This is a genomic window from Mycobacterium intracellulare ATCC 13950 (assembly GCF_000277125.1).
In the GTDB taxonomy this organism is placed as follows: Bacteria; Actinomycetota; Actinomycetes; order Mycobacteriales; family Mycobacteriaceae; genus Mycobacterium; species Mycobacterium intracellulare.
This window is the reverse complement of the sequence record NC_016946.1, coordinates 3,636,713-3,661,239: the sequence shown is the minus strand read 5'-3', so window position 1 is coordinate 3,661,239 and position 24,527 is coordinate 3,636,713. Positions and strand designations below refer to the sequence as shown.

The 24,527-nt window shown below is 70.0% G+C and carries 24 protein-coding genes and 1 pseudogene; 11 read left to right on the top strand and 14 right to left on the bottom strand.

What is annotated here, in order from left to right; genetic code table 11:
- The first annotated feature begins 26 nt into the window (after positions 1-26).
- Positions 27-800: a DUF3710 domain-containing protein gene (locus OCU_RS41575; RefSeq protein WP_008258541.1), complete on the top strand. Its 774-nt coding sequence runs from the start codon at positions 27-29 to the stop codon at positions 798-800.
- A gap of 8 nt (positions 801-808) precedes the next feature.
- Here the strand turns inward: OCU_RS41575 and OCU_RS41570 are convergent, their stop codons facing one another.
- A complete protein-coding gene (locus OCU_RS41570; RefSeq protein ID WP_014380588.1) occupies positions 809-1,510 on the bottom strand; it encodes a hypothetical protein in 702 nt (233 codons plus the stop codon).
- Positions 1,511-1,641: 131 nt separating this feature from the next.
- Between OCU_RS41570 and OCU_RS41565 the strand changes: the two genes are divergently transcribed.
- Positions 1,642-2,010: an OB-fold nucleic acid binding domain-containing protein gene (locus OCU_RS41565; RefSeq protein ID WP_003875251.1), complete on the top strand. Its 369-nt coding sequence runs from the start codon at positions 1,642-1,644 to the stop codon at positions 2,008-2,010.
- A 14-nt stretch (positions 2,011-2,024) separates the two neighbouring features.
- Positions 2,025-2,714 carry a DUF3159 domain-containing protein gene (locus OCU_RS41560; protein WP_009955806.1) on the top strand — a complete coding sequence of 230 codons (690 nt, stop codon included), beginning with the start codon at positions 2,025-2,027 and terminating at the stop codon, positions 2,712-2,714.
- On the opposite strand, the gene OCU_RS41555 is transcribed toward OCU_RS41560, so the two are convergent.
- On the bottom strand, positions 2,711-3,367 hold the full coding sequence (locus tag OCU_RS41555) for a potassium channel family protein (RefSeq protein ID WP_008258524.1): 657 nt from the start codon (positions 3,365-3,367) through the stop codon (positions 2,711-2,713). The genes OCU_RS41560 and OCU_RS41555 overlap by 4 nt on opposite strands.
- 34 nt (positions 3,368-3,401) lie before the next feature.
- On the bottom strand, positions 3,402-4,067 hold the full coding sequence (locus OCU_RS41550; RefSeq protein WP_008258523.1) for a potassium channel family protein: 666 nt from the start codon (positions 4,065-4,067) through the stop codon (positions 3,402-3,404).
- 127 nt (positions 4,068-4,194) lie between these two features.
- Here OCU_RS41550 and OCU_RS41545 point away from each other — a divergent pair, with 127 nt between their 5' ends.
- Positions 4,195-6,189 (top strand): APC family permease, encoded by a 1,995-nt coding sequence (locus OCU_RS41545; protein ID WP_009955810.1) that lies wholly within the window; start codon positions 4,195-4,197, stop codon positions 6,187-6,189.
- A 29-nt stretch (positions 6,190-6,218) separates the two neighbouring features.
- Positions 6,219-7,421 carry a class I SAM-dependent RNA methyltransferase gene (locus OCU_RS41540; RefSeq protein ID WP_014380584.1) on the top strand — a complete coding sequence of 401 codons (1,203 nt, stop codon included), beginning with the start codon at positions 6,219-6,221 and terminating at the stop codon, positions 7,419-7,421.
- Between the two features lie 8 nt (positions 7,422-7,429).
- Here the strand turns inward: OCU_RS41540 and OCU_RS41535 are convergent, their stop codons facing one another.
- Both OCU_RS41535 and OCU_RS41530 read right to left on the bottom strand, forming a co-directional pair.
- Positions 7,430-8,719: an ArsB/NhaD family transporter gene (locus tag OCU_RS41535; protein ID WP_009955811.1), complete on the bottom strand. Its 1,290-nt coding sequence runs from the start codon at positions 8,717-8,719 to the stop codon at positions 7,430-7,432.
- A 16-nt stretch (positions 8,720-8,735) separates the two neighbouring features.
- Entirely contained in the window at positions 8,736-9,179 is a 444-nt protein-coding gene (locus OCU_RS41530) for a CBS domain-containing protein (RefSeq protein WP_008258518.1), read from the bottom strand.
- A gap of 154 nt (positions 9,180-9,333) precedes the next feature.
- Between OCU_RS41530 and dxs the strand changes: the two genes are divergently transcribed.
- A complete protein-coding gene (gene dxs / locus OCU_RS41525) occupies positions 9,334-11,259 on the top strand; it encodes a 1-deoxy-D-xylulose-5-phosphate synthase (protein ID WP_009955812.1) in 1,926 nt (641 codons plus the stop codon).
- On the opposite strand, the gene OCU_RS41520 is transcribed toward dxs, so the two are convergent.
- The 3 genes and pseudogenes from OCU_RS41520 to OCU_RS41510 all read right to left on the bottom strand — a co-directional run bounded on the left by OCU_RS41520 (position 11,256) and on the right by OCU_RS41510 (position 14,116).
- Positions 11,256-12,548, bottom strand: a complete 1,293-nt coding sequence (locus OCU_RS41520; RefSeq protein WP_009955814.1) for a ribonuclease D — start codon at positions 12,546-12,548, stop codon at positions 11,256-11,258. The genes dxs and OCU_RS41520 overlap by 4 nt on opposite strands.
- A 1-nt stretch (position 12,549) precedes the next feature.
- Positions 12,550-13,216, bottom strand: a pseudogene (locus OCU_RS41515) (DUF3000 domain-containing protein).
- A gap of 78 nt (positions 13,217-13,294) precedes the next feature.
- Entirely contained in the window at positions 13,295-14,116 is an 822-nt protein-coding gene (locus OCU_RS41510) for an enoyl-CoA hydratase/isomerase family protein (protein ID WP_008258514.1), read from the bottom strand.
- 85 nt (positions 14,117-14,201) lie between these two features.
- Between OCU_RS41510 and hemE the strand changes: the two genes are divergently transcribed.
- The 4 genes from hemE to OCU_RS41490 are packed head-to-tail and all read left to right on the top strand — an operon-like array spanning position 14,202 to position 18,098.
- Positions 14,202-15,275, top strand: coding sequence for a uroporphyrinogen decarboxylase (gene hemE, locus OCU_RS41505; RefSeq protein ID WP_009955815.1), 1,074 nt, complete (start codon positions 14,202-14,204; stop codon positions 15,273-15,275).
- Positions 15,272-16,648, top strand: a complete 1,377-nt coding sequence (locus OCU_RS41500) for a protoporphyrinogen oxidase (RefSeq protein ID WP_014380583.1) — start codon at positions 15,272-15,274, stop codon at positions 16,646-16,648. The genes hemE and OCU_RS41500 overlap by 4 nt, the downstream gene beginning before the upstream one ends.
- Positions 16,649-16,653: 5 nt before the next feature.
- The gene (hemQ, locus tag OCU_RS41495) at positions 16,654-17,349 is read left to right on the top strand and encodes a hydrogen peroxide-dependent heme synthase (protein WP_008258510.1); all 696 of its coding nucleotides are present in this window, start codon (positions 16,654-16,656) and stop codon (positions 17,347-17,349) included.
- Complete coding sequence (locus OCU_RS41490; RefSeq protein WP_009952076.1) at positions 17,346-18,098, top strand: class I SAM-dependent methyltransferase; 753 nt, start codon at positions 17,346-17,348, stop codon at positions 18,096-18,098. The genes hemQ and OCU_RS41490 overlap by 4 nt, the downstream gene beginning before the upstream one ends.
- Before the next feature lie 162 nt (positions 18,099-18,260).
- On the opposite strand, the gene msrB is transcribed toward OCU_RS41490, so the two are convergent.
- Genes msrB through OCU_RS41470 form a run of 4 tightly spaced genes read right to left on the bottom strand, consistent with a single transcriptional unit; the run spans position 18,261 to position 22,351 of the window.
- Positions 18,261-18,686 carry a peptide-methionine (R)-S-oxide reductase MsrB gene (gene msrB / locus OCU_RS41485; RefSeq protein ID WP_008258507.1) on the bottom strand — a complete coding sequence of 142 codons (426 nt, stop codon included), beginning with the start codon at positions 18,684-18,686 and terminating at the stop codon, positions 18,261-18,263.
- On the bottom strand, positions 18,683-19,993 hold the full coding sequence (gene aftC, locus OCU_RS41480) for an arabinofuranan 3-O-arabinosyltransferase (protein WP_009952075.1): 1,311 nt from the start codon (positions 19,991-19,993) through the stop codon (positions 18,683-18,685). The genes msrB and aftC overlap by 4 nt, the downstream gene beginning before the upstream one ends.
- Before the next feature lie 28 nt (positions 19,994-20,021).
- Entirely contained in the window at positions 20,022-21,581 is a 1,560-nt protein-coding gene (locus OCU_RS41475; RefSeq protein WP_080552477.1) for an alpha/beta hydrolase, read from the bottom strand.
- Positions 21,582-21,595: 14 nt separating this feature from the next.
- Entirely contained in the window at positions 21,596-22,351 is a 756-nt protein-coding gene (locus OCU_RS41470) for a pyrimidine reductase family protein (RefSeq protein WP_009952072.1), read from the bottom strand.
- Here OCU_RS41470 and zapE point away from each other — a divergent pair.
- A complete protein-coding gene (gene zapE, locus OCU_RS41465; protein WP_029383913.1) occupies positions 22,350-23,483 on the top strand; it encodes a cell division protein ZapE in 1,134 nt (377 codons plus the stop codon). The two genes, OCU_RS41470 and zapE, sit on opposite strands and share 2 nt — an antisense overlap.
- Here zapE and OCU_RS41460 read toward each other — a convergent pair.
- The gene (locus tag OCU_RS41460) at positions 23,461-23,970 is read right to left on the bottom strand and encodes a GNAT family N-acetyltransferase (RefSeq protein WP_014380581.1); all 510 of its coding nucleotides are present in this window, start codon (positions 23,968-23,970) and stop codon (positions 23,461-23,463) included. The two genes, zapE and OCU_RS41460, sit on opposite strands and share 23 nt — an antisense overlap.
- Positions 23,958-24,476, bottom strand: a complete 519-nt coding sequence (locus OCU_RS41455; protein ID WP_026071301.1) for a DUF1942 domain-containing protein — start codon at positions 24,474-24,476, stop codon at positions 23,958-23,960. The genes OCU_RS41460 and OCU_RS41455 overlap by 13 nt, the downstream gene beginning before the upstream one ends.
- Positions 24,477-24,527 lie beyond the last annotated feature (51 nt).

The following is a 24,527-nucleotide window of genomic DNA, read 5'->3' as shown; positions in this document are numbered from 1 at the left end:
CGAAGCGATGAAAAGGAGCGGCGCTGATGGCTGCATTCGGTAAACGCTCACGCAAGGACGACAGCGCTTCGGCCGCGGACGCCCGGGCGGACGAGGCCGTGACGCCGGGCGCCGACGAGCCCGCCGCCGAGGAACTCGAGGGCCCGTTCGACATCGAGGACTTCGACGATCCCGCCGTCGCCGAGCTGGCCCGGCTCGACCTGGGCTCGGTGCTGATCCCCATGCCCGAGGCCGGCCAGCTGCAGGTCGAGTTGACCGAAACCGGTGTCCCGAGCGCGGTCTGGGTCGTTACGCCCAACGGTCGTTTCACCATCGCCGCCTACGCGGCGCCCAAGACGGGTGGGCTGTGGCGTGAGGTGGCCGGCGAGCTCGCCGAGTCGCTGCGCAACGACTCCGCCCAGGTCAGCATCAAGGACGGGCCGTGGGGGCGCGAGGTGGTCGGCACCGCCACCGGCGTGGTGCGCTTCATCGGCGTCGACGGCTACCGCTGGATGATCCGCTGCGTCATCAACGGCGCCCACGAGACGATGGAGGCGCTCGAGCAGGAGGCGCGAGCGGCGTTGGCCGACACCGTGGTTCGGCGCGGCGACACGCCCCTGCCGGTGCGCACACCGCTGGCCGTGCAGCTGCCCGAGCCGATGGCGCAACAGCTGCGCGAAGCCGCCGCGGCGCAACAGGCCGCCCAACAAGCGGATGCGCAGCAATCCGAGGACCAGCAGGCCCCCGCCGACCAGCCGGCCGCGCGCCGCAGCGCCGACGGGTCGGCGATGCAACAGCTGCGCACCACCACCGGCGGCTGAGACCCCGGCTAGCCCAGCTCGGCCAGCGCCGCCAGGCAGGCCGCGCCCAGGGCGGCGGGATCCGCGCCGATCTGATCCAGCGTCACCGTGCGCAGCGCCGCGCGCGGCGCCGCGGCGACCCAGTCGAGGCCGGCCTGCAGCGGATGGATCGGATCGTCGACCGCGGCCGCCACCGCCAGCGGCGCGGCCAGCCCGGCCAGCTCGTCGCAGCTCGGCGCGACGTAGGCGGCCGCCTCCTCCATGGCGTCCGGAAGGTGCGGCCACTGGGCGCCCCAGGAGCGGGTCAGCTCGTCGGCCAGCCACGGGGGGCTGGACGCCCGCATCTGGGTCGTCGTCGCCGCCAGGCCGTCGGCGCGCAGCCGGGAGGCCGAGTACCGCGCCGCGAGGGCGGCCGGCGCCTCACCGGGCGCCCCCGCCCACGCCGGCAGCGCGGCCAGCACCGCGACCGTCCGGTCCGGATGGGCCAGCGCCCAGGCCGCCGCGACCGCCGCGCCGATCGACACGCCGCCGACGGCGATCGGACCTTCGCACGCCGCGGCATCCAGCGCCGCCAGGTAGCCGTCGATCAGCCGGTCGGGACGCGGCGGCGGGTTCACCAATACCGCGCCGACGTGGGCCAGCGGGCCCGAAAACGCCCGCTGAACGTAGTCGTCGTCGGAGCCGGTTCCGGGCAATAACACGGTCGTCACACCGTTCAGATCGACCACCACCCCTCGATAGTGCACGGCGTTGACCTGCGGTCCAACATCACGTTTGAGTCGGTTGGCGCTGGGGAACCAAGAGGTCTACGGTGTCCGTTGGCATAGAGGAAGCATCGAAGCTTTTATCGTCAGGAGTGGCCATGGGGGCCCAAGGGTATCTGCGCCGGCTGACCCGTCGGTTGACGGAGGATCCGGAGCAACGCGACTCTGAGGAACTGTCCGACGAAGTCGCCAGCACCGGCGCGCAACGGGCTATCGATTGCGAACGTGGCCAGGAGGTCACGATGGTCGGCACGCTACGCAGCGTGGAATGCAACGGCAGGGCCTGCGCCGGCGGGGTTCGCGCGGAATTGTTCGACGGCAGCGACACCGTCACGCTCGTGTGGCTGGGCCAGCGCCGCATCCCGGGCATCGACTCGGGCCGGACCCTGCGCGTGCGGGGCCGCCTCGGCAAGCTCGAGAACGGAACCAAGGCGATCTACAACCCGCACTACGAAATTCAACGGTGACCGTCCCGGAAGGATTGGGCGGGGCCACCCCGCCCGCCCGGGAGCCGGGCTCATCGGAACAAACCACTAGTCGCATCAGCCCCGAGCGCCTGCTGGCGCAGGCAGGCGGCGTCAGTGGCGTCATCTACTCGTCGCTCCCGGTGGTCGTCTTCGTGATCGTCTCGAGCGTGTCGGGACTGGTCCCGGCGATCGCGGCCGCGCTGGGGGTGGCCGCGCTGGTCTTGCTGTGGCGGCTGATCCGGCGGGATTCCCCACAACCGGCGTTGTCCGGGTTCTTCGGCGTGGCGCTGTGCGCGCTGATCGCCTACGTGCTGGGGGAGTCCAAGGGCTATTTCCTGCTGGGCATCTGGATGTCGCTGGTGTGGGCGGTGGTGGTCGCGGCGTCGGTGGCGATCCGCCGGCCGCTGGTGGGCTACGCGTGGAGCTGGGCCACCGGCCGCGGGGACGGCTGGCGCAGCGTTCCAAGGGCCGTCCTTGCGTTCGACATCGCCTCACTGGGCTGGGTACTGGTGTTCACCTCCCGCTTCGTGGTCCAGGGGCTGCTCTACGACGCCGATCGGACCGGGTGGCTGGCGGCCGCGCGGATCGGGATGGGCTGGCCACTGACCGTGCTGGCCGCGCTGGCGACCTACGCGGCGATCAAGTCGGCGCAACGGGCCATCGCGGCGGGCGCCGAGCTGGCACCCCGTAGCGTCGGCGACTAGCCCAACAGCAGCTTCTGCAGGTCCTCTTCGGCCTCGGCGACGGCGACGAACAGCAGCTCGTCGCCGCCTTCGAGCGGCTCGTCCTCCTCGGGCACGATGACCCGCGGGCCGCGCAGGATCGTCACCAGCGAGGTGTCGCGCGGCAGCTGCAGTTTGCGCACCGGCTTGCCGCCCCACGGCGTGTCATCGGGCAGGGTGATCTCGACGAGGTTGGCCTGCCCCTTGCGGAACTCCATCAGCCGCACCAGATCGCCGACGGCGACGGCCTCCTCGATGAGCGACGCCAGCATGCGCGGTGTCGACACCGCGACGTCGACGCCCCAGGCGTCGGTGAACAGCCACTCGTTGCGCGGGTCGTTGACCCGGGCCACCACCCGGGGCACCGCGAATTCGGTTTTGGCCAAGAGGCTTAGCACGACGTTGGCCTTGTCATCGCCGGTGGCGGCCACCACCACGTCGAACTCCTGCATGTGCACCGATTCCAGCAGCGTCAACTCGCACGCATCGCCCAGGCGCCAGTGCGCGGCCGGGATGGCGTCGACGTCGACGTGGTCGGGGTTGCGCTCGATCAACGTCACGTCGTGGCCGTTGCCGATGAGTTCCCGCGTGACCGAGCGACCGACCGCACCGGCACCGGCAACCGCTACCTTCATATGCGCCGTCCCCTCACAGCCGGTCCCGAATTCATCACAGGTCTTCGCTCGGCGGTAGCGCGGCGATGGCGACCGCCTCGGCGGCGCGCCCGGATATCGCCGCGACATAGACCTGGTCGCCGGCCTGGATCACCGACTTCGGCTCGGGCAGGACGCCGGCCCCGAACCTGATCAGGAAGGCGACCCGCGCGCCGGTGGCCTGCTCGAGATCGGTGACCCGGTGGCCGATCCAGTCCTCGTGCAGGACGACCTCGGAGACGGCGACCGTGCCGGTCGGGTCGCGCCACTTGGCCGTCTCGGTCTCCCGCAGGAGGGCATTGAGCAGGCGGTCGGTGGTCCAGGGCACGGTCGCGATGGTCGGGATGCCTAGGCGCTCGTAGACCTCGGCGCGCTTGGCGTCGTAGATGCGGGCCACGACCCGCTTGACGCCGAACGTCTCCCGCGCCAGGCGCGCGGAGATGATGTTGGAGTTGTCACCGGAGGACACCGCGGCGAACGCGTCCGCCTCTTCGATACCGGCCCTCAGCAGTACATCTCGGTCGAATCCCTGCCCCAGGACCCGCTCGCCGGCGTATTCGGGGCTGAGCCGGTTGAAGGCGGTGCTGTCGCGGTCGATGACGGCCACGTCGTGACCGATGCGGGACAGCCCGTCGGCGACCGAGGAGCCGACACGGCCGCAGCCCATCACTACTACTCGCACTTGTGGTCCTCTCGGCCGCGTCCTGCGCCCTTCGTCGGCAACGCACGTGGGCAAGCCGTTTCGGTCGGCGAACATTCTCGTCCACGAACGCTACCGTCAGAGGCGTCTGGGCTTACTCTTGGCTCTCGTGTCCAAACTTTCAACCGCCACTCGTCGGTTGCTTATCGGCCGGCCGTTTCGCAGCGACCGGCTCAGCCACACCCTGCTGCCCAAGCGGATCGCCTTGCCGGTGTTCGCCTCCGACGCGTTGTCCTCGGTGGCGTATGCGCCCGAGGAGGTCTTCCTCATGCTCTCGGTGGCGGGGGTCTCGGCGTACGCGCTGACGCCGTGGATCGGGCTCGCCGTGGCGGCGGTCATGTTGGTGGTGGTGGCCAGCTACCGGCAGAACGTCCACGCCTACCCCTCGGGTGGCGGCGATTACGAGGTGGTCACCACCAACCTGGGCGAGACGGCGGGCCTCGTCGTGGCGAGCGCGCTGATGGTGGATTACGTTCTGACCGTGGCGGTTTCGACGGCGTCGGCGATGGCGAACATCGGCTCGGCCATCCCGATCGTGGCCGAACACAAGGTGTTCTTCTGTGTGGCCTCCATTCTGCTGGTGATGGCGCTGAACCTGCGCGGGGTGCGCGAATCCGGGGTGGCGTTCGCCATCCCGACGTATGCGTTCATCATCGGGGTCCTCGTCATGATCGGCTGGGGCCTGTTCCGGATCTTCGTGCTGGGTGATCCCTTGCGGGCGGAGTCCGCCGGTTTCCAGATGCACGCCGAACACGGCCAGGTCGTCGGTTTCGCGTTGGCGTTCTTGGTGGCGCGGTCGTTCTCCTCGGGGTGTGCGGCGCTTACGGGTGTCGAGGCGATCAGCAACGGGGTGCCGGCATTTCAGAAACCCAAGTCGCGCAACGCGGCCACGACCCTGCTGATGTTGGGCGCAATCGCGGTGACGCTGCTGATGGGCATCATCGTGCTGGCGCAGAAGATCGGCGTTCAGCTCGTCGAGGATCCCGCGACCCAGCTGAGCGGAACCCCGAAGGGGTACTACCAAAAGACCCTGGTCACCCAACTGGCGCAGGCGGTGTTCGGCGGCTTTCACCTCGGGTTCCTGCTGATCGCCACGGTGACCGCCCTCATCCTGGTGCTCGCGGCCAACACCGCGTTCAACGGATTCCCGGTGCTCGGTTCGATCCTGGCCCAGCACAGCTACCTTCCGCGCCAATTGCACACCCGCGGAGACCGGTTGGCGTTCTCCAACGGAATCCTGTTCCTGTCCGGGGTGGCCGTGCTGGCGATCGTGGCGTTCCGCGGCGAGGTCACCGCGTTGATTCAGCTCTACATCGTGGGCGTGTTCATTTCGTTCACGCTGAGCCAGATCGGCATGGTGCGGCACTGGACCCGGTTGCTGCGCACCGAGACCGATCCCGGGGTACGGCGCAAGATGATGCGCTCGCGGGTGGTCAACACGGTCGGATTGCTTTCCACCGGTGCGGTTTTGCTGGTGGTGCTGGTCACCAAGTTCGTCGCCGGGGCGTGGATCGCGCTGTTCGCGATGAGCCTGCTGTTCGGCATGATGAAGATGATCCACCGGCACTACAACACCGTGAACCGCGAATTGGCGCAGCAGGCCGAGGACGAGGAGGACGCGGTGTTGCCCAGCCGCAACCACGCCGTGGTGCTGGTGTCGAAGCTGCACCTGCCGACGCGGCGCGCGCTGGCCTACGCGAGGGCCACCCGCCCCGACGTTCTCGAGGCGGTGACGGTCAGCGTCGACGACGCGGAAACCCGCGAGCTGGTGCGCAAGTGGGAGGCGAGCGATATCAGCGTTCCGCTCAAGGTCATCGCCTCGCCGTATCGCGAAATCACCCGCCCCGTACTGGAATACGTCAAGCGGGCCCGGGAGGAGTCGCCCCGCACCGTGGTCACGGTGTTCATCCCGGAGTATGTGGTGGGGCACTGGTGGGAGCAGGTGCTGCACAATCAGAGCGCGCTGCGGCTCAAGGGGCGGCTGCTGTTCATGCCCGGCGTCATGGTGACTTCGGTTCCGTGGCAACTGAGTTCGTCCGAACGGCGCAAGACGTTGCAGCCGCACGTGGCGCCGGGCGACGCTCGTCGGGGTATTTTCGATTGACCCGCGAATCGACCCGCCCACCGCGCGGGGTGTCGCCCGCGGTGGGGGAGCTGACGTTGACCACCGGCGCCCCGGCCAACGGCGGCAGCTGCGTGGCGCACCACGAAGGCCGGGTGGTGTTCGTCCGGTACGCGCTGCCCGGTGAGCGGGTGCGGGTGCGGGTGACCGCGGACCGCGGATCCTATTGGCACGCGGAGGTTGTCGAGGTCGTCGAGCCGGCGGACGGCCGCACGGCGTCGCTGTGCCCGATCGCCGGGGTCGGCGGCGCCGGCTGCTGCGACCTGGCGTTCGCCGCCCCCGAGGTGGCGCGCGCGCTCAAGGCCGAGGTGGTGGCCAATCAGCTGGAGCGCCTCGGTGGGCATCGCTGGAGCGGGGAGGCCGAACCGCTGTCGTCGCGACCCACGGGCTGGCGCACCCGCGTCCGCCTCGACGTGGGCGCCGACCATCGACCGGGCTTTCACCGTTACCACAGCGACGATTTGGTGACCGACCTGCGTTGCGCGCAGCTGCCCGACGGCATGCTCGACGGGATCGCCGAGACCGAGTGGCCGCCGGCCGCCCAGCTGCACATGGCCGTCGACGACGACGGCGCGCGCCACGTGGTGCGCACCCTGCGGCAGGGCAGACGCACGGCGACCAAGGTGATGGAGGGCCGCTACGAGGCGGTGCAGCGGGTGGCAGGGCGCACCTGGCAGGTGCCGGTGACCGCCTTTTGGCAGGCGCACCGCGACGCCGCGGCGACCTACAGCGCCCTGGTCGCCGACTGGGCGGCCGCCGGCACCGGCATGAGCGCCTGGGATCTCTACGGTGGCGCAGGCGTTTTCGCCGCCGCGCTCGGCGAGGCCGTGGGGGCCTCGGGGCGGGTGCTCAGCGTGGACACCTCGCGCGGGTCGACGCGGGCCGCCCGGAGCGCGCTGGCCGATCTGAGCCAGGTGCAGATCGTCACCGACTCGGTGCGCCGCGCGCTGGCGGCCCAGCGGGAAGGCGCCTCAACCGCAGATGTGGCGGTGCTTGACCCACCGCGGGCGGGCGCCGGGCGCGAGATCATCGATCTGCTCGCCGCGGCCGGTGTCCCGCGTGTGGTGCACATCGGTTGTGAGGCGGCGTCTTTCGCGCGCGATATCGGTATCTATCTCGGCCACGGCTACGCCGTCGAGAAGATCAAGGTGTTCGACGCGTTCCCGTTGACCCACCACGTCGAATGCGTCTCGCTGCTGACGCGTGGCGATTAGTCCGGCGCCTAGGCCATCGCGAAATACCGCAGCCACACATACAGCGCGGCCAGCGCGATGGAGACGGCGGTGACGAGCGCGCCCTTGCGGGTGAATTCCCAGAAGGAGATGGGGTTGTCGGAGCGGTGGGCGATCCCGAGCATGACGATGTTGGCGCTGGCGCCGATGGCGGTCAGGTTGCCGCCGAAGTCCGTGCCCAGCGCGAGTGACCACCACAGGGCGCCGGGGTTGGCGTGATCGGTCAGGGCGGGCACCAGGTCGGCCACCACCGGCGCCATCGTCGCGGCGTAGGGGACGTTGTCCACGACCCCGCTGATGACGGCCGACGCGACCAGGATGATCATCGTCGCGGCCAGGGTGTTTCCTCCGCTGGCGGAGATCAGCACGCGGGCAAGCTCTTTGACGACTCCCGTCTTCACCAGCGCGCCGACCATGATGAACAGGCCGGCGAAGAACAGCAGCGTGTCCCACTCCACGCTGGACAGGTAATCGGACGGCTTGAGTCGTGACGCCACGACCAGGATCCCGGCGCCCAGCAGCGCCACCATGGAGGGTTCCATATGCAGCGGCGAGTGCGCGATGAACGCGGTGAACACCGCCAGCAAGACGATCCCGCACGTGACGAGCAGCCGGGGGTCGCGGATGGCCTCCTTTTCCTCCAGCGACATCACGTCGGCAACCCGATCGGGGTCGACGCTGAACGCCCCGGGAAAAAGGCGCGGCAACAACACCATCAGGACGGCGAGGACGATGACCACGATCGGCGCCAGATGAACGAGAAAGTCGTTGAACGTCAGACCGGCCCTGCTGGCGATGATGATGTTGGGCGGATCGCCCACCAACGTTGCCGCGCCGCCGACATTCGATGCGAACACCTCGGCCATCAAAAAGGGCGCCGCGTTGATCGCCAGTCGTTCGCACACCAACAGCGTCACCGGGGCGACCAGCAACACGGTGGTGACGTTGTCGAGCAGGGCCGAGGCGATCGCGGTCACCAGGGCCAGCAGGATCATGACGCGCAACGGCGAGCCGCGGGCGCGTTTGGCCGACCAGATCGCCACGTACTCGAACACGCCGGTCTGCCGCAGCACGCTGACGATGATCATCATGCCGAGCAGCAAAAAGATGACGTCCCAATCGATTCCGGTTTCGTGTGAGTAGAAGACGTCGTCGGATCGGATGATCGGCAGGGTGACCACGATCGCGGCGCCGGCGAGGGCCACGAATGTCTTGTTGACGCGGTCGCTGGCGATCAGGACATAGGCGACCACGAAGACCAGGATCGCGATGAAGCTCATCGATGTGCCTGGGGCATCAGGTTTTCAGCGCGGCGGCGAGCACCCGCGATGCCGTGATCACCCCGACCAGTCCGCCGTCTTTGACCACCGCGACGAGCGGGCTGCGCAGTCGCGCCATGAGCGCGGCCACTTCGATGATGGTGTCGTCGGCGTGGGCCGGGGGCACGTCGACCAGGTGGTCGGGCAACACGTCGCGCACCTTCTTGCCGCTCAATTTTTCCGCGCAGCGGTCGGCGGTCGATTCGTTGAGCACGCCGGCCAGCGACGGGTCGTCCTGCACGTAACGCGGCACGATGAAGCGGACGACCTGGGAGGCGGGCAGCACCGCGTAAGGGCGCCCCGAACCGTCGGTGACCAACAGCCCGGGCAGCCGGTGCTCGGCCAGCATCCGGGCGGCTTCCAGCGCGTCCGCGTCGATGCTGACGACGGGGAAGTCCTCGGCGATCTGCTCGGCACGCACACTGCGACGATACGTCCGCGGGGAGTGGATGGTGCGGCGGCCTCGATGCTCATGGCGTGCTCCTGGGTCGGAAGTAGAAGTGCCGACCAGGCTTCCCGGCTCACCGCGCATTGACGCTACCAAACCGGCGCGTGTGGCTGCGTAGACTGACGGGATGCTGGAACAGATCCGCGGGCCCGCTGATCTGCAGCACCTTTCTGCGCATCAGCTCCGCGAATTGGCCGCCGAGATTCGCGAGTTCCTGATTCACAAGGTCGCTGCCACCGGCGGACATCTCGGGCCCAATCTCGGCGTGGTCGAACTGACGCTCGCGCTGCACCGCGTGTTCGACTCGCCGCACGATCCGATCATCTTCGACACCGGCCATCAGGCCTACGTCCACAAGATGCTGACGGGACGTTCCCACGAGTTCGAAACCCTCCGCAAAAAGGGTGGGCTGTCCGGGTATCCGTCGCGCGCCGAGAGCGAACACGACTGGGTGGAGTCCAGCCACGCCAGCGCCGCGCTGTCCTACGCCGACGGACTGGCCAAGGCCTTCGAGCTGAGCGGGCACCGCAACCGGCACGTGGTCGCGGTGGTCGGCGACGGGGCGCTGACCGGTGGCATGTGCTGGGAGGCGCTGAACAACATCGCCGCGTCGGGCCGCCCGGTGATCATCGTCGTCAACGACAACGGGCGCAGCTACGCCCCGACGATCGGCGGCGTGGCCGACCATCTCGCCACGCTGCGGCTGCAACCGGTCTACGAGCAGGCCCTGGAAAGGGGCCGCGACGCGCTGCGGGCGCTGCCGCTGGTCGGCCGGCTCGCCTACCGGGTGATGCACAGCGTCAAGGCCGGCATCAAGGACTCGTTGTCACCGCAGCTGCTGTTCACCGACCTGGGGCTGAAGTACGTGGGCCCCGTCGACGGCCACGACGAACGCGCGGTGGAGGCCGCGCTGCGCCACGCCCGCGGCTTCGGGCGCCCGGTGATCGTGCACGTGGTGACCCGCAAGGGGATGGGCTACGCGCCCGCCGAGGACGACGAAGCCGAGCAGATGCATTCCTGCGGGGTGATCGATCCCCTTACCGGCCAGGCGACCAGCGTCCCCGGCCCGGGCTGGACGGCGACCTTCTCCGATGCGCTCATCGGCTACGCCCGCAAGCGCCGCGACATCGTCGCCATCACCGCGGCCATGCCCGGCCCCACCGGGCTGACGCCGTTCGGGCAGCAGTTTCCCGATCGCCTGTTCGACGTCGGCATCGCCGAGCAGCACGCCATGACGTCGGCGGCCGGCCTGGCCATGGGCGGGATGCACCCGGTGGTGGCCATCTATTCGACGTTCCTCAACCGCGCCTTCGACCAGATCATGATGGACGTGGCGCTGCACCGGCTGCCCGTCACCATGGTGCTGGACCGGGCCGGGATCACCGGATCCGACGGCGCCAGCCACAACGGCATGTGGGACCTGTCGATGCTGGGCATCGTGCCCGGCATGCGGGCGGCCGCCCCCCGCGACGCCACCCGGTTGCGCGAGGAACTCGGTGAGGCGCTCGAGGTCGACGACGGGCCGACGGCGCTGCGCTTCCCCAAAGGTGATGTGGGCGAGGACATCCCGGCGATCGAGCGCCGTGGTTCCGGCATCTCGGGTGTCGACGTGCTCGCGGTCCCGGCCGGCGGATGCAACCACGACGTGCTGCTGGTGGGCGTCGGCGCGTTCGCGCGGATGGCGCTGGCGGTGGCCAAGCGACTGCAGGATCAGGGGATCGGCGTCACGGTCATCGACCCGCGCTGGGTGCTGCCGGTCTCGGACAACCTGCTCGACCTGGCGGCGCGGCACAAACTGGTCGTCACCTGCGAGGACAACGGGGTCAACGGCGGCGTGGGCTCTGCGGTGTCGGCCGCCCTGCGCCGCGCCGAGATCGACGTTCCGTGCCGCGACGTCGGCCTGCCGCAGCGGTTCTACGAACACGCCTCCCGGGGCGAGCTGCTGGCCGACCTGGCCCTGACGGATCAGGACGTGGCACGCCGCATCACCGGGTGGGTCGCCGCCCTGGGCAGCAGCGAGGCGGAAGCCGAGATCCGGGAGCACCTCGACTAGTCGGCGCTTTCGGTGCCTTCCGCCTGCAGCGCCCGGGCCAGCACGGGATCCACCAACTCCCGCTGCCAGGGCCGGGCCTGCCCGGCCCGCAGAAACGCCTCGACGGCCTCGAACGGATCCGGCGCGGCCTCCCAGTCCCAGCACAGCCGTCGCACCAGGTCCGGCGAGACCAGGTTCTCGGTGGGGACGTGCACCCGCTCGGAGACCTCCGACAGCGCCGCCCGCGCGGCCTCGAGCCGCGCGGCGGCCTCCGGTTTGCGCCGGCTCCACCGCGCCGGCGGCGGCGGCCCGTTCGGCGGTTCGGCGTCCACGGGCGGATTCTTGTTCTGGCGCGCGGCCTCCAGCGCCGCCAGCCACGTCGCGGCGCTGCGGCGTTGATTGCGCCCCCCGAACACGGGCAGGGCGACCAGTTCCTCGACGGTCGTAGGGTTGGCCAGCGCGGCGTCGATGATGGCCGAGTCCGGAAGGATGCGCCGCGGCGCGATGTCGCGGCGCTGCGCGATCTGGTCGCGCGTCAACCACAATTCGCGCACCGCGGCCAGGCCGCGCTTGTCGCGCACCCGATGGATTCCCGACGTTCGTCGCCACCGGTCCCGTCGCGCCGCGGCACCCGGATCTTTCGAACCCGTGTCCCGCAGGTAGTCGAATTCCTGTGCGGCCCAATCGGTTTTGCCCTGCCCGGCGAGGACCTCCGCGATCGCCGCGCGCAGCTCGATGAGCAGTTCCACGTCCAGCGCGGCGTAATTGAGCCATTCGGCGGGCAGGGGGCGCTTGGACCAGTCCGCCGCGCCGTGGCCCTTGGCCAGCCCGAAACCCAGCAGCCGCTCGACCATGGTGGCCAGGTTCACGCGCTCGAACCCGGCCAGGCGGCCCGCGAGCTCGGTGTCATACAGCGCGGGCGGCCGCATGCCCACCTCCGCCAAACAGGGCAGGTCCTGATCGGCCGAGTGCAGGATCCATTCGTCGGTGCCCAGCACCTCGGCCACCGGCCGCAGCGCCTCCAGCGGGTCGCGGCCGTGGCTCACCGGGTCGATCAGCACGGTGCCGGAGCCCGCCCGGCGGATCTGGATCAGGTAGGCCCGGTTGGAGTAGCGGAAACCCGACGCCCGCTCGGCGTCCACCGCGAACGGCCCGCGCCCACGGTCCAGGCGCTCTGCCGCGGCCTCGATTTCGTACACGCTCACCGAGATGGGCGGGACGCCTTCGGCCGGGCGCGGAAGTGGGGTGGGGGCGGGTTCGGTGCTGCCGGGCGCGCTGCTGCCCGGCCCGTCGGGCGACGGTTCGCCCATGCTAGGCGCGTGACCGCGAGCTCAGGTCGGTGACTCCGGCGGGCGGCAGGCCCGCGGCGTGCTCCAGCACCTCGCAGAACGCCTCGACGTGCGCGCCGACCGCGGGCGACGTGGCGGTCCAGGACGCCCGCAGCTCGAGCTGGTGGGCGCGCGGCGGCCCCGAGATGTCGCCGTAGCGCACCGAGGTGGTGGCGGTGACGGTGCCGCCCAGCGCGACGACGTGTTCCATGCGTGACTCCAGTGCCTCGACCAGCCAGCTCCACGCTACTTCGGGCAGCAGGGGATCGACGGCCTCGCTGGGGTCGAGGTCGGCCTGGATGTAGGCGACCATGCGGATGGTGCCGTCCCACGCGTCGGCCCCTTCGGGGTCGTACAGCAGGATCAGCCGGCCGAAGGCGTCGCCGTCGGACCGTTCGGGGATGATCTCGCGGTCGGGATGCTTGACCTCGGCGCCCAGCGCGTAGCTGTGGGGAGCGAGGCGTTGCGGCGGCCGGATCGGACCCAGCTCGATCTCCGGCCGCACGGCCACGGCGTTCATCGCCGCCACCGCCTCGCGGAAGGGGGCCGGTTCGGATGAGGTCACTTGGCACCGCTCCTCTTCATCCCGACCGCTCTGTATCGTCACGGCAGGGGTCACAGGGATCGACGGTAGACCCATCGGCTGACACGCTGCGACAGGCGCGCCGGGTTTCAAACCCGCCGCGACCAACCCGTTACCAGCCCTCCACCAAACGTATATGTCCTGCTCAGGTGGCAGATCCGCCGGTAAACCGGGCGGGGCGCTTCTCGCGGTGGGCGGCCAGGCCTTCCTGCACGTCGGGGCCGCTGAAGCTGAGGAATTCCAGGCCCACCGAGGTCTCGAAGGTGGGGCCCATCATGCGGTACCAGTGGTTGAGGCTGCGCTTGGTCCACTGGATGGCGTTCTGCGCGCCCTGCGCCAGGTTCTCGGCGATCCGGGTGGCGGTGGACAGGACGTCGTCGTCGTCGACGCAGGTGGAGACCAGGCCGATCCGCTCGGCCTCCTCGCCGAGCAGGGTTTCGCAGGTCAGCAGGTAGTACTTGGCCTTGGCCATGCCGACCAGCAGCGGCCAGCAGATCGCGGCGTGGTCGCCGGCGGCCACGCCGAGCTTGGTGTGCCCGTCGATCAGCTTCGCGGTCCGGCCCGCCACCGAGATGTCGGCCAGCAGCGCCACCACCAGGCCCGCACCCACCGCCGGTCCCCGGATCGCCGACACGACCGGGGTGTCGCAGTTGATCATGTTGTGCACCAGGTCGCGGGCTTCGCGCATGATGCGGATCCGGCCCTCGTACTCGCCGATGGTCTCGGCGATCAGGTCGAAGCTGCCGCCGGAGGAAAAGGCCTTGCCCTCGCCGCGGACCAGGACGACGCGCACGGCCGGGTCGCGATCGATCACCGGCCAGATGTCGGCGAGGTCGCGATGCATCTGCGGGCCCACCGAATTCAGCCCCGGGGAGTCGAGAACCAGCGTCAGCACGCCGTTCTCACCGAGCTCGCACCGCAGGCTGGGGAACTCGTCGTAGTTGGCTGGGGGCTGGCTGACCGGCATCCGGGCTCCTGACGTTCAAACGGTTGCGGTCGCGATAGTACGCAGCGGGGTTCGATGTTCTGCGGTCATGGCAGCATTGAGGCCGATGAACAGGCCCACGCACACCAGTGCGGACACTCGCCGCGACCTTCCCGAGTCGCTGTATCTGGCCGCGGCGGGCGGCCGAAAGCCCCGCCGGATCCCGGTGTGGTTCATGCGGCAGGCCGGCCGGTCGCTGCCCGAATACCGGGCGCTGCGGGCCCAGCACGACATGCTGTCGGCGTGTTTCGACGCCGAGCTGGTCTGCGAGATCACCCTGCAACCGGTGCGTCGGCACGACGTCGACGCGGCGATCCTGTTCTCCGACATCGTGGTGCCGCTGCTCGGCGCCGGCATCGACCTGGACATCGTCGCCGGGGTCGGTCCGGTGATCGAGTCGCCGGTGCGCACCGCGGCCGACGTCGCCGCGATCAAACCGCTTGAGCGGCACCGGGTTCAACCGATTTCCGACGCCGTGTCGCTGCTGGTGTCCGCCCTCGGCGATGTTCCGCTGATCGGATTCGCCGGCGCGCCGTTCACCCTGGCGTCCTACCTGATCGAGGGCGGGCCCAGCCGCCACCACGCGCGCACGAAGGCGATGATGCTGGCCGATCCCGACAGCTGGCATGCGTTGATGGAGAAGCTGACCGACATCACCGTCGGCTTCTTGCGGGTGCAACTGGATGCCGGGGTGGACGCGATCCAGGTGTTCGACTCGTGGGCCGGGACGCTGTCGTTGGCCAACTACCGCGCCTACGTGCAGCCGCACAGCGCCCGGATCTTCGCCGCCCTGGCCGAGTACGGCGTGCCGATGACGCACTTCGGCGTCGGCACGGCCGAACTGCTGGGCGCGATGTCGGAGGTCGGCGCGACGGTGGTGGGCGTGGATTGGCGAACCTCGCTCGCCGACGCGGCGGCCCGGGTGGAGCCCGGCACGGCGCTGCAGGGCAACCTCGATCCGGTGGTCCTGCTGGCTGGCTGGCCGGTGGTCGAACGCGCGGCGCGCGCCGTCGTCGACGACGGTCGGCGCGCGGTCGACGCCGGCGCCGCCGGTCACGTCTTCAACCTCGGCCACGGCGTGCTGCCCGAGACCGACCCCGCAGTGCTGACCGACCTGGTGTCGCTGGTCCATTCGCTATGACTTCCCGCTCGTATTGCGTTGTCGGGGGCGGGATTTCGGGTCTGACGGCGGCCTACCGGCTGCGCATGTCCCTCGGCGACGACGCGGCCATCACGCTGTTCGACCCGGGGGAGCGGCTCGGCGGGATCCTGCGCACCGAGCTGGTCGGCGGGGCGCCGATGGATCTGGGCGCCGAGGCGTTCGTGCTGCGCCGACCCGAGCTGCCGGCGCTGCTGGACGAGCTGAATCTGACTGGGCACCAACTGGTTTCGACCGGTGCCCGCCCGCTGATCTACAGCGGGCAACGGCTGCGCCCGCTGCCCACCGGCACGGTCGTGGGCATCCCGTCGTCGGCGGCGTCGGTGGCCGGATTGGTCGACGAGGCGACCGTCGCCCGCATCGACGCCGAACCCTCCCGCCCGTTGGAGTGGGTCGCCGGCAGCGATCCCGCGGTGGCCGACCTGGTGGGCGACCGGTTCGGCGACCAGGTGGTCGCGCGGTCGGTGGACCCGCTGCTGAGCGGGGTCTACGCGGGCTCGGCGGCCACCATCGGCCTGCGGGCGGCCGCGCCGACCGTGGCCGCGGCGCTGGACCGTGGCGCCGCCAGCCTGACCGACGCCGTCGGGCGGGCCCTGCCGCCGGCCACCGGCGCGCCGGTGTTCGGCGCGCTCGACGGCGGGTACCGGGTGCTGGTCGAGGAGCTCGCCGCGCGCGCCCGGCCGCGCTGGGTGCGCGCCGCCGCGTCGCGGCTCGAGCGCGCCGACGCGGGCTGGGCGGTGTTCGACGACACCGGCGCACGCTGGCTCGCCGACGCGGTGATCCTCGCCGTCCCCGTGCACGAATCGTGCCGCCTGCTCGGCGGCATCGCGCCCCGCAGCGTCGCCGCGGCCGGGCGCATCGCCAGCGCATCGTCGGTGGTGCTGGCGCTGGCCGTGCCGGCTGACACCGCGTTCCCCGACTGCTCGGGCGTGCTGGTGGCCACCGGGGAGCGGTTGCGGGCCAAGGCCATCACGCTGTCGTCCCGCAAGTGGGGCGCCCGGGCCGACGTGCAGCTGCTGCGGTTGTCGTTCGGGCGGTTCGGCGACCACGTGGCGGCCAGCACCTCCGACGACGAGCTGCTGGCCTGGGCGCTGGGAGATGTGGCCACCGTGTTCGGGCTCGACGTCGACCCCGTCGACGTCCGGGTGCAGCGCTGGATCGACGCCATGCCGCAGTACGGCCCCGGCCATGCCGAACTGGTCGCCGAGGTGCGCGCCGGCCTGCCGCCGACGCTCGCGGTGGCGGGCAGCTACCTCGACGGCATCGGCGTGCCCGCCTGCGTCGGCGCGGCCGGGCGCGCGGCCGAGGATGTGATCAGGGCCATCGGAGGCCCGGACCCGGAAGTGGCACGATAGGTTTCATGGCCAAGCTCGACTACGACTCGCTCAACTCCCAGATTCGCTACCTGATGTTCTCGGTTTTCTCGGTGGAGCCGGGTGAGCTGGGCGAGGAGCGCGACGACGTGATCGACGAGGCGTCGACGTTCCTCAAGCAACAGGAGGAGCGCGGGGTCGTGGTGCGCGGGCTCTACGACGTGGCGGGCATGCGGGCCGACGCGGACTTCATGATCTGGACGCACGCCGAACGCGTCGAGGCGCTGCAGGCCACCTACGCCGATTTCCGCCGCACCACCGCGCTGGGGCGGGCCAGCTCGCCCGTGTGGAGCAGCGTCGCCCTGCATCGGCCGGCCGAGTTCAACAAGAGCCACATCCCGGCGTTCCTGGCCGGCGAGGAGCCCGGCAACTACATCTGCGTGTATCCCTTTGTGCGGTCCTATGAGTGGTATCTGCTGCCCGACGAGGAACGCCGCCGCATGCTCGCCGAGCACGGCATGGCCGCCCGCGAATACAAGGACGTCCGCGCCAACACGGTCCCGGCGTTCGCGCTCGGCGACTACGAGTGGATCCTGGCGTTCGAGGCTCCCGAGCTGCACCGCATCGTCGACCTGATGCGCGAGCTGCGCGCCACCGACGCCCGCCGGCACACCCGCGAGGAGACGCCGTTCTTCACCGGCCCCCGGGTGGCCGTCGAGCAGTTGGTGAAAGCCCTGCCATGACAGCGCCGTTCGATCCGACCGACCCCACCCGTTTCGAGCAGATGTACCGCGACGACCGGACGTCGCACGGCCTGCCCACCGCCACGCCGTGGGACATCGGCGGCCCGCAACCGGTGGTCCAGCAACTCGTGGCGTTGGGCGCGATCAAAGGCGAGGTGCTCGATCCGGGCACCGGCCCCGGTCACCACGCCATCTACTACGCCTCGAAGGGCTATTCGGCGACCGGCATCGACGGCTCGGCCGGCGCCATCGAGCGCGCCCGGGCGAACGCCGAAAAGGCCGGGGTATCAGTCAATTTCGAGGTGGCTGACGCCACGAAGCTGGACGGGTTCGACGGCCACTTCGACACCGTGGTGGACTGCGCCTTCTATCACACGTTCAGCACCGAGCCGCAGCTGCGACGGTCCTACGCCGAGGCGCTGCGGCGCGCCACCAGGCCGGGTGCGCGGCTGTACATGTTCGAGTTCGGCGAACACAACATCAACGGCTTCAAGATGCTGCGGTCGTTGTCCGAGAGCGACTTTCGCGACGTGCTGCCCGACGCCGGGTGGGACATCACGTATCTGGGCACGACCACCTACCAGGTCAACATCAGCGCCGAGTCCATCGAGTTGATGGCCGCGCGCAACCCCGACATGGCCGACGAGGCGGCGAAGTTGCTGGAACGGTTCCGCGCCATGGAACCCTGGCTCGACGGCAGCCGGGTGTACGCGCCGTTCTGGGAAGTGCACGCCACGCGGGTCGACTGAGGGCCTGGGCGTCACACCCGTCGCGTCTGTCACTGGGGGAGGGAAGGGGGCTTTTGCCCACCTCCCAGCGACAACGTGTTTCCCCTGGTCACACCCGTTAACGACGTTGTCGCTGGGAGGTGGGCACAACGCATGCCCCCCGATTCTTGTGACTGCTGGGACTCAAGCCCCCGACGGCACCAGTCGCAGGCAGACCGAGTTGATGCAGTACCGCTGGTCGGTCGGCGTCGGATAGCCCTCACCGGCGAACACGTGGCCCAGGTGGCTGTGGCAGTTCGCGCACAGCACCTCGGTGCGCGTCGTCCCCATCGAATGGTCGGGCCGCAGGATCACCGCATCGGATTTCGCCGGGTCGAAGAACGACGGCCAGCCGCAATGCGACTCGAATTTCTCTGTGCTGCGGAACAATTCGGCACCGCAGGCACGGCACTGGTACACGCCTTCGGTCTTGGTGTCGGTGTATTCACCCGTGAAGGGTCGCTCGGTGCCGGCTTGGCGCAGCACGTGAAACTCTTCCGGGGTGAGCTTCTGGCGCCACTCGTCGTCGGTCAGCTGCAGCTTCGGACGCGATACGTCGGGGGAGGTCATGCATCCACGGTAGCGCGCTGCCGCTCGGTCATCAGCCACGCCGGATCGATCCCGTCATCCAGCCGGTTCTCAGCCTTGGCATCGAGGTACCGGAAGTACAGCACGGTGAACACCACGATCAGCAGCAGCGACCAGCCGTAGGTGATCTTGAGGTACTCCAGCGCCCGGCCCCAGCGCATCCAGTTGAACAGCAGCCAGCGGTCCAGGGTCATGAAGCCGTAGATCCCCAGCCACGCGGGCCAGTTGCGGATCAACGAGTTGGGCAGCACGACCGTCATCAAAAACGGGAACAGCATCATCGAGTAGTAGCCCTGGGCCAGCGACGACACCAGGAACGACCACAGCAGCAGCACACCCGCGGAGTTGGTCAACCAGAACCGCGGGTCCCGGGTGCGGTAGTGGCGGTACAACAGCCACAGGGCCCCAATGGCCAACAGCGTGAACAGGATTCGCAGGAACACGATCAACCAGGTGGGCAGGCCGAAGTACACGCCGTTGCCCTCGATCGAGCTGTTGAAATAGTCGCGGGTGCCCAAAAAGTAGGGCACCGTGCGGGTCACGAAGTCCATCGGATCACTGACCAACGGCCACGCGGCCGCGTTGACGACGACGGGAATCACGAAGGCGGGCACCAGCGTCCGCCACTGGCGGTTCAGCACCGGCAGCAACAGCAACGGCAACAGCACCGGTTTGAGCGTCAGCGTCAGGCCGATCGCCACGCCGGCCCACCACTGCCGGCCGATCCGGCCGTCGAGCAGCCACCGCAGGAACAGCATCTCGGCGAGCAGCACGCAGCCGTTGATGTTGGTGAACACCAGCGTGTTGGTCACCGTCTCGGTGCAGAACATGGCCAGCAGCAGCGCGGGCGCGGCGACCGAGGACAGCGTGTAGTTGAACATCCGCAGCAGCAGATACCACGCGGCCAGGATGGCCACGGTGTTGATCAGGATGAACAGGTAGCGCGACGGATACTCGGGCAGGTACCCGAACGGTGCCATCAGCAGTGTGCCGCCGGGCGGATACAGGTAGTGCGGGTCGACGTAGTCGAAGTGCTCGTTGTAGATGTCCCAGCCGCGCCGGAAGTTCACCACCGCCCGGTAGACGGGTTTGAAGTCGTCGGTGATGTTGCCGTTGGTGGTGATGACGATGCTGCGGTGCAGCACCGAGAGGATGGCGATCGGCCATAGCGCGGACCGCAAGATGCTCGCCACGCTCGGCGCGCCGGTGCGGGGACGAAAGGCGGTCAGGAGCCGCTCGCGCGAGCCGGTTCGGATCGATTCAGCTGCCGTCACCAGCGCACCGTACACCGGCGCGCCGGCGCCGCTGAAGGCAGCATCAGGCCGGGCAGTAGGTGTCGGTGTTGGGCAATTTGCCGCTGCTGAGGTAGCCGTTCAGCGGCGCAACCGCGCAGCCCGAATAGATGCTGGCGCCGTGCCCGATGCCCTGCCACATCACCCGCTTGCTGGCCGCGTTGGCGTTGATGATGCTGGCCGCGGTCGCCGCGACCCCGTCGGTCCCCACGATCGGGTCGTTCTGCACGCCGAGCAGCAGCACGTCGACCTTCAGGGTCTTCGGGGAGGGCGGCGGGGAACCGGTGGGCCAGTGCACGCACTTGACCATGTTGAGCGCGGCGACGGTACCGAATTGGGGGTAGAGCTTGCCCCAGGCGACGAACAGCTCACGCACCCGGTCCGGGGTCGGGCGATTGACGGCGTCACTGCAGACATTGACGAACTGGCCGTCGGAGTCCTGCACGGTGTTGGCGTGGTTGATCAGGTTGTTCAGCCCGTTGGTGTCACCGGAGCGGGCGGCCGCGAGCGCGTTGGCCAGGTCGGTTGTGGCGTTGACGCGACCGCCGGACGGGAAGCCCAGCGCGACGGTGATGGCGTTGGCGACCTGTGCCACCGACGCGCCGCCCGGGCCCCTGCCGGCGCGGGCGTCGGCCAGCAGGGCGCTGACGGCGCCCTTCGGGTCCGGACCGAGCGCGCAGTTCACCGCGATGCACTGGGCGGCGAAGGCGTCGAGCGCGGCCTGCTGCCCCTTGACCTGTTGCTCGGCGGCGGCTTCGGCGTTGGTGCCCAACGCGACCGGTGAGTCGAGGACGAGGCGGGCGACCTTGTCGGGCCGCGATCCGGCGTAGGTCAGCGCCACCTGGGCGCCGTTGCCGATGCCGATCAGCGCCAGGGCGGGCACGTCCCAGGTGCTGCGCAACCGCTCGATGTCGGAGGCGGCGTGTGCGTCGTCGTAGGCGGAGGCCCCAGGCGCGATGGCGTCGGTGCAGTTGGTGGTAGCGGTGTTGGCGACCTCGGACAGGTTGGCCACCGGGTCGTCGCCGGTCTGGAACTGCGACTGGTCGCGCATCTCCTGGCGGTCGAACTTGTCCCGGCAGTCGATGGGGCTCGACATGCCGATGCCGCGACGGTCGACGGCGACGATCGGGTGGGCGGCGAGCACGTCGGCGCCGGCCCGGGACAGCCAGACCGGCAGCTGCGCCGACGACGGCAGATCCGAGCCGGTGGTGAAGACCAGCGGCCCGGCGTCGTGGGGCGTCTTGTTCGTGCGGGCGCGCACCACGCCGATGCTCAGGCTGCCGCCCCCGCCGTTGACCGGGTCCAGGTCGGAGTCGTAGGTGGCGCAGTCGAGCTGGACACCCGCGGCGGCGGGAACCGCCGCGTCGGCGAACACCCGCGAGGTGCAGTCGTGCCACGCCAGGTCGTTCTTGGGCGCGGTGATCGGGGGCGGGCCGGACGGCGCCGGCTTGGAGGTGGCCGCTCCTTGCGGCCGCGCACCGGAATTCGTGGCGAAGCGCGGGTTGGCGGCCAGGCCCGGGACGCAGCCGGCCAGCAGCGCGGTCACCGCAACGAGGATCGTGGCGCACGTGTACGGCCGACTCATGCCGACCACAGTAGCTAGGCCCTGACGTAGCGGGTGTAAAGGTAGCCGGCGTCGTCGGTCAGGACGTGGGCGCACCGCATCCCGGTGAGCAGCTGGCCCGGGCCGGCCGCGATGCGTCGCGCCTGGCCCCCGACGATGTAGGGCGCGATCGTCAGGCACAGCTCGTCGAGCATGTCGCGGTCGATCAGCGAGCCCAGCAGCATCGGGCCGCCCTCGGTGAGGATGCGGCGCAGCCCGCGCGCGCCCAGGGCCGCCAGCAGGGCGGCCTCGTCGACCTTCTCGGGATCGCCGGCGGAGCAGTCGAGGACCTCGCACACGCCGCTGAGCAGCCGCCGCGTCTGGGCGGCCGCCGCGGCGCAGGTGAGCACCAGCGGGGGCACCTCGGTGCGGGTGAACACGGCCATGTCCCGGTTGAGGTGGCCCGATTTGGTCACGATCGCCAGGGGCGGGACCTCGCTTTGCCCGCGGGCCTGCCGGTGCTGGCGCTGGGCGGCGCCCAGCTGCGCCCCGGAGTAGCCCTCGATCCGCACGGTGCCCGCGCCGACCACGATGACGTCGGCGAGCTCACGCAGCAGGTTGAAGATGAACCGGTCGCCCGGCCCGCCCATCGCCCCGCTGCTGCCGCCCGAGGTGGCGCCGCCGTCGACGCTGGTGATGAAGTTCGCCCGCACCCAGGTCGCGTCGTGCTCGGGATAGCCGTAGAGCCGGGGGAGTTCGCCGTCCTCGAGGTCGCGCACCGAGCCCAGCAGCGACAGCGGCGTCTCGGGCATGGGTCTGATTGCAGCACGCCGCTACAGTTCCTGCATGCACGGGTCCACCTCCGCGGGCGTTTCGGGCGCCGTCGCGCGCCTGGTGGATCGGCATCCGACCGTCTCGCCGGAGCGCCTGATCGCCCAATTGAGGCCGCCCCCGACGTTCGCCGACGTGAGCTTTGCGACCTACCAGCCCGATCCGGCCGAGCCGACGCAGGCCGCCGCGGTGCTGGCATGCCAGGACTTTTGCCGGCAGGCCACGCAGCGCCGCGCGGGCCGCCGAAAGTTGTTGGGACGACGGCAGGTTCTGCCCGGTGTCGGGCTGTACCTCGACGGCGGGTTCGGCGTGGGCAAGACGCACCTGCTGGCTTCGGCCTACTACGAACTGCCCGGTGACGGGCCGGGTGGGTCGAAGGGCGGGACGCCGGATGGCCCGCCCCCCAAGGCTTTCGCGACCTTCGGGGAGCTCACCCAGCTCGCCGGGGTGTTCGGCTTCGCCGAATGCGTCGACCTGCTGGGCGCCTACACGGCGGTCTGCATCGACGAGTTCGAGCTCGACGACCCGGGCAACACCACGCTGATCGCGCGGCTGCTCTCGTCGCTGGTCGAGCGCGGGGTGTCGGTGGCCGCCACCTCCAACACGCTGCCCGAGCAGCTCGGCGAGGGCCGCTTCGCGGCGCAGGATTTCCTGCGCGAGATCAACACGCTGGCAAGCATTTTCACCACCGTGCGCATCGAGGGGCCCGACTATCGGCACCGCGGCCTGCCGCCGGCCCCGCAGCCGCTGTCCGACGAACAGGTGGCGGCGCGCGCGGCGCGCGTCGACGGGGCCACGCTCGACGACTTCGACGCGCTGTGCGCGCACCTGGCCACCATGCACCCGTCGCGGTACCTGACGTTGATCGAGGGCGTGCGCGCGGTGTTCGTGACCGGCGTGCACGGGATCGACGACCAGAACGTCGCGCTGCGGCTGGTGTCGCTTACCGACCGGCTCTACGACGCCGGAATTCCCGTGGTGGCGTCGGGCGCCAAACTGGACACCATCTTCAGCGAGGAGATGCTGGCCGGCGGATACCGAAAGAAGTACCTACGGGCCACATCCCGGCTGCTGGCGTTGACCGCTGCGGCTAGCTCAGCTCGCGAACCATGACATAGTCGTGCTCGAGGCCGGCGCCGAGACGAAACGTCCTGGTGCCGCTGATCCTGAAGCCGCTCTTGGCGTAAAAGCGTTGCGCGCGTTGGTTTGCCTGGTTGACCCCCAGCCACACGCGCCGCGCGCCCCACTCGCCGGCGGTGGCCAGCGCGCGGTCCATCAGGGCCGTCGACACCCCGCCGCCGTGGTACGCGGGCAGCACGTAGATCTTGGACAGCTCGGCGGCGCCGGGCTCGCGAATCAGCATGGCGTAGCCGATGATTCGGCCGTCGTGCGCCGCGGTGAGGACGGCGCGGTGCGGATCGGCGAGGTAGTCCGCGAAGCGCTCGGCCGACAGGTTGGCGGCCACGAAGGCCGCGATGTTCTCCGGGGCCGCCGTGGGCGGGCACGCGAGCGGAAAGGTAAGGGCCGCAACGGCGGCCAGCTCGGCGGCGGCACCGGAATCCGCCGCCGCGACGTGGACGGTTCGGATCAAAGATTCCACTGGGCGAGGTGATAGCCCGTCTTCTTGTCCAGCAGGACGACGGTGGAGACGGGGTCGCGGTAGGCGTCCCAATACACCTCACCGCGCACGATCGCCCCGTTGGGCGCGTTGACGATCACGTTGTCCAGCGCGTCGGGCGCATCGGAGGCCCGCGGCTTGTAGGCGTCGGCGTTCGGGGTCACCCCGTTGAAACTGAAGATGGTCGCCATGATGTACGGATTGGGCACGCGGATCGCACGAATCGTCACGTCGGCGCGCTCGACGGTGCTGCCGGGGAAGCCCTTGTAGGTGCCCTCGCGCGTGTAGCCGAAGCCGGGTGGCGGGTCGCAGGGCGCCACGCCGCTGACGGTCACGTCCGCGATGAACGTGCCGTTGTCCACGCGCAGCGTGTCCCCGATGTGGCCGATCGGCGCGTCGCCGGCACCCGCGGGCGGCGCCGGAACGACGGCGGTCACGCTCGCCGCGGCAACCAGCGCGGCCGACACCGATACCAGCCAGCGGCGCATCTTCGCCATGTCTTGCCTCCTTGGCACCGTTGCGGGGACCCTCGCATGATC

Bases quoted from the DNA above. Each gene is read 5' to 3' on its own strand.
- OCU_RS41575 (WP_008258541.1), top strand. From the start codon at position 27: ATGGCTGCATTCGGTAAACGCTCACGCAAGGACGACAGCGCTTCGGCC.
- OCU_RS41565 (WP_003875251.1), top strand. From the start codon at position 1,642: ATGGGGGCCCAAGGGTATCTGCGCCGGCTGACCCGTCGGTTGACGGAG.
- OCU_RS41555 (WP_008258524.1), bottom strand. From the start codon at position 3,367: ATGAAGGTAGCGGTTGCCGGTGCCGGTGCGGTCGGTCGCTCGGTCACG.
- OCU_RS41535 (WP_009955811.1), bottom strand. From the start codon at position 8,719: ATGAGCTTCATCGCGATCCTGGTCTTCGTGGTCGCCTATGTCCTGATC.
- dxs (WP_009955812.1), top strand. From the start codon at position 9,334: ATGCTGGAACAGATCCGCGGGCCCGCTGATCTGCAGCACCTTTCTGCG.
- OCU_RS41520 (WP_009955814.1), bottom strand. From the start codon at position 12,548: ATGGGCGAACCGTCGCCCGACGGGCCGGGCAGCAGCGCGCCCGGCAGC.
- OCU_RS41510 (WP_008258514.1), bottom strand. From the start codon at position 14,116: ATGCCGGTCAGCCAGCCCCCAGCCAACTACGACGAGTTCCCCAGCCTG.
- hemE (WP_009955815.1), top strand. From the start codon at position 14,202: ATGAACAGGCCCACGCACACCAGTGCGGACACTCGCCGCGACCTTCCC.
- OCU_RS41500 (WP_014380583.1), top strand. From the start codon at position 15,272: ATGACTTCCCGCTCGTATTGCGTTGTCGGGGGCGGGATTTCGGGTCTG.
- hemQ (WP_008258510.1), top strand. From the start codon at position 16,654: ATGGCCAAGCTCGACTACGACTCGCTCAACTCCCAGATTCGCTACCTG.
- OCU_RS41490 (WP_009952076.1), top strand. From the start codon at position 17,346: ATGACAGCGCCGTTCGATCCGACCGACCCCACCCGTTTCGAGCAGATG.
- msrB (WP_008258507.1), bottom strand. From the start codon at position 18,686: ATGACCTCCCCCGACGTATCGCGTCCGAAGCTGCAGCTGACCGACGAC.
- OCU_RS41475 (WP_080552477.1), bottom strand. From the start codon at position 21,581: ATGAGTCGGCCGTACACGTGCGCCACGATCCTCGTTGCGGTGACCGCG.
- zapE (WP_029383913.1), top strand. From the start codon at position 22,350: ATGGGTCTGATTGCAGCACGCCGCTACAGTTCCTGCATGCACGGGTCC.
- OCU_RS41470 (WP_009952072.1), bottom strand. From the start codon at position 22,351: ATGCCCGAGACGCCGCTGTCGCTGCTGGGCTCGGTGCGCGACCTCGAG.
- OCU_RS41455 (WP_026071301.1), bottom strand. From the start codon at position 24,476: ATGCGCCGCTGGCTGGTATCGGTGTCGGCCGCGCTGGTTGCCGCGGCG.